The sequence below is a fragment of the Streptomyces sp. NPDC057638 genome (assembly GCF_042800315.1).
Classification (GTDB): domain Bacteria; phylum Actinomycetota; class Actinomycetes; order Streptomycetales; family Streptomycetaceae; genus Streptomyces.
Genome location: NZ_JBHVHF010000492.1, coordinates 1 through 3,770 on the forward strand (window position 1 = coordinate 1; position 3,770 = coordinate 3,770).

Genomic DNA, 3,770 nt, shown 5'->3' on the forward strand with positions numbered 1-3,770 from the left:
GGGCCGCCGTACGGACGGACGGAAGGCGGTACGGAGGTGCCGCGCCCGGTGCGCGCCGTCGCGCCCCGGTCCCGCCGGGTGTCCGAGCGGGCCGGAATCCTCCGTACCGACGCCGGGCCGGGGCCCGCGCGCACGGACGCGTCACGCCATTGACGGTGCCCGTACCGCCACGGATCATCGGCCCCCCAGACCCGCAGGACCGGACAGAGGAGTACCCCCTCATGACCACCCCGCAGCCCCTCTTCATCGACGGCGCCTACACGGCGGGGTCCGGATCGGGGACATACGACGTCATCAGTCCGGCGACCGGGGAGCGGGTCGGGTCGATCCCGCTCCCCGGTACGGAGGAGCTGGACGCGGCGGTCGGCGCCGCGCACACGGCGCAGCGCGCGTGGGCGCGGGTCAATGTGTGGGAGCGGGCGGCCGTCTGCCGGAAGGTCGCCGACGAGCTGGACGCGCGGCGGGAGGAGCTGGCGCGGCTCCAGAGCCTGGAGCAGGGCAAGCCGCTCGCGGAGTCGGTCGCCGATGTGACGGAGGCGGCGGAGCTGTTCCGGCTGCACGCCGAGGACGCGGTCCGGCTCAACGGGGAGACGCTGCCCTCCCGGGACAGCTCCAAGCGGATGTTCACCTTCCATCGGCCGGTGGGGACCTGGGCGGTCATCACACCCTGGAACTTCCCGCTGCTGATGTTCGCGGAGTTCGCCGCGCCCGGTCTCGCCACCGGCAACGCGCTCGTGGTCAAGCCCCCGGCCCACACCCCGCTGACCGTGCTGCGGGCGATGGAGGCCGTGGTCGCCGCCGGAGTGCCCCGGGGCCTGGTCAACATCCTTCCGGGAGAGGGACAGTTCGGGGACGCGCTGGTGCGCCACCCCGGGATCCACGCGATCGGCTTCATCGGCTCCTCCGCCACCGGGGCCGCGATCCAGGCGTCCGCCGGGCTGAAGCGCTCGCTGATGGAGTGCTCGGGCAACGGGCCGCTCGTCGTCCTCGCCGACGCCGATGTGGCCGCCGCCGCGAAGGCCGCCGTGGACGGGGCGTACCCCTGTGCGGGACAGGTGTGCTGTGCCACCGAGCGGGTCCTGGTCCACCGGGACGTCCATGACGACTTCGTGGCCGCCGTGGTGGCGGAGGCGAGGCGGGTGGTGCTGGGTGACCCCTTCGACCCGGCGACCGTGCTCGGCCCGCTCAACAACGAGGGCGTCGCCGCGAAGATGGACCGCCACCTCGCCGACGCGCGGGAGCGCGGGGCGCGGGTGCTGACCGGCGGCGGGCGGCGGGCCGGGATGCCGACCGATCTCTACTACGAGTTCACCGTCGTGGACGGGGTGAAGGAGGAGAGCCTGCTCTCCCGGGAGGAGTCCTTCGGCCCGGTGGTGCCGATCCTCACCGGCCGGGACGACGACGATCTGCTCCGGATGGCCAACGCGGACGCGCTCGGGCTCCAAGGTGCCGTGTTCACCCGGGACATGGGGGCCGCGTTCCGCTTCATGGAGGAGATGGAGGTGGGGCAGGTGATCGTGAACGAGACCAACAACTGGTGGGACATCAATATGCCGTTCGGCGGAGCGGGCGCGCGGTCCACGGGCTGGGGGCGGATCGGCGGCAAGTGGACGCTGATGGATATGACCGACACCCGGACCGGGGTGATCTCCCTCTGATCTCCGGCTGGGGGAGTCGGGCCCGCGCGGCCCCACAGGGGGCAGCGCGGGCCGGTCGCGGGGCCGGACGCACCCATACCAGTACCGGCACCAGCACCAGCACCAGCACCAGCACCGGCACCGGCACCTGTACCGGCATCTGTACCGACACTGGCACCAGCACCGCCCACCCTGGCCGGACATCACCGCTATACGGCCATGATCGGCTGTTTCCGGCCGAGTTGGGCGGGTGAAGGACCTCCGCGTACAACCACACTCCGGCCCCACAGGTCTCGTTCGTGAGTCACACCAGTAACACCGGTACCAACTGTGGGGGGAATACCGTGCGCAAGCGCACTCTGGTCACCGCCATCGCGGTGGCCTCCGCGAGCCTGATGGGGGGCCTCGCGCCCGCCGCCGTCGCCTCGCCCGACAAGCCGGGCTCCGGCACCACCAGGCCCGCCAAGGCCGACTCCGACTTCAACGGCGACGGCTACGGCGACCTCGTCGCCAACATCCCGACGACCAAGACCGACGGCGCGCAGAACGCGGGCACCGTGGTCGTGCTCTACGGCTCCGCGCAGGGGGTGGCGAAGCGGCAGCTGATCACGCAGAACACCCCGGGCATCCCCGGCGCCTCGGAGGCGTACGACAACTTCGGCGGCCAGGCCGTCGCGGGGGACTTCGACGGCGACGGATACGCGGACCTCGCGATCGGGGCCGACGGCGAGGACCTGACCGTCAACGGCGACTACCGCCGTAACGCCGGTCAGATCACCCTCGTCTGGGGCGGGAAGCACGGGCTGGCCCGGCACGGTGCCACGACCGTGCGGCAGACCGAGCCCACGGACCTGGACTGGCGCCGGGGCTCCGCGCTCGCCGCCGGGGACTTCAACCACGACGGCAAGGCCGATCTGGCGACCGGGGACCAGAGCCCGGGGCGGGGCGGCGAGGTGCTCTACGGGCCCATCAGCCGGACCGGGAAGCCGAAGTCGACCGTCAACCTGGGCATCAAGGACGCCAAGGCCCAGGTGGACATCGGCCTCGAAACGGCCGATGTGACCGGGGACCGCGTCAGTGATCTGGTGATCCAGGTCTCCCGGATCCGTTTTCCCGCCACCGATCGTTTCGAGATCCACAAGGGCACGAAGAAGGGGCTGCTCCGCACCGGGAGCCTCACCGACGCCCAGGGCAAGCCCCTGACGGGCGACGAGGGCAACGACCCGGTGGCGGTCGGCGATCTCGACAGGGACGGCCACGCGGACATCGCCGTCGGACTGCTCGGGCGGGACGGGGGGAGCCCGCCGCGCTACGCGGGCTCGGTCACCCTCGTCTACGGCGGCCCGAAGGGCCAGTCGGACCGTTCCGTCCAGGTGATCACCCAGGACACCCCCGGCGTCCCGGACGAGAGCGAGGAGGACGACTTCTTCGGCAACTCGGTCGCCATCGGCGACACCAACGGCGACGGGTACGGGGATCTCGCCGTCGGCGCCTCCAGGGAGACGTTCGGACAGGTCGGCGCGGCCGGTCAGGTCACCGTGCTGCCGGGCGGGCCGCAGGGCGTGACCGGTGCGGGCTCGCGCGTCTACCACCAGGACACCGAGGGCGTGCCCGGCACCGTGAGCGAGAGCGCCGCCTTCGGCTCCGCCGTGAAGCTGACCGACCTCAACGGGGACAAGCGCGCCGACCTCGCCGTCGGCGGCATCGGCTACCGGGCCACCCCGTCGCGGGTCACCGTCCTCCCGGCCGACCGGACATCCGGCGCCATCACCGGTACGGGCAGCAAGAGCGTCACCTACACCGACCTCGGTCTGCCGCACGACGGCTGGACGGGCTTCGGCGGGTACTTCGGCCGCTGACCTGGCCTCCGACGAGCCCCCGACGGGCCGCTGACCGGCCTCCGACCGGGCCGCCTACCGGGCCTCCGGCTGGCCGGGCCGCCCTGACGACCGGTCCGGCCCTCCCTGACGCCCTGTCCAACGGGATGATCCGTCCCCGTCCCAACGGGATGATCCGTCCCCGTCGAGGGTCACCGTCCGCCCTGACCGCCCGCCCCCGCCGACGGGCACCGTCCACCCGGACGGCCCGTCCCCGCAGACGGCCGGTTCTCTCCAGCGTCCGGCTCCCCCCGGA

At 72.8% G+C, this 3,770-nt stretch carries 2 protein-coding genes; both read left to right on the forward strand.

Annotated features, from left to right (window positions below; genetic code table 11):
* The first annotated feature begins 221 nt into the window (after positions 1–221).
* Positions 222–1,658 (forward strand): aldehyde dehydrogenase family protein, encoded by a 1,437-nt coding sequence (locus ACFVIM_RS33815; protein WP_384309824.1) that lies wholly within the window; start codon positions 222–224, stop codon positions 1,656–1,658.
* Positions 1,659–1,981: 323 nt separating this feature from the next.
* A complete protein-coding gene (locus tag ACFVIM_RS33820; RefSeq protein ID WP_384309827.1) occupies positions 1,982–3,496 on the forward strand; it encodes a hypothetical protein in 1,515 nt (504 codons plus the stop codon).
* The last annotated feature ends 274 nt before the right edge of the window (positions 3,497–3,770 follow it).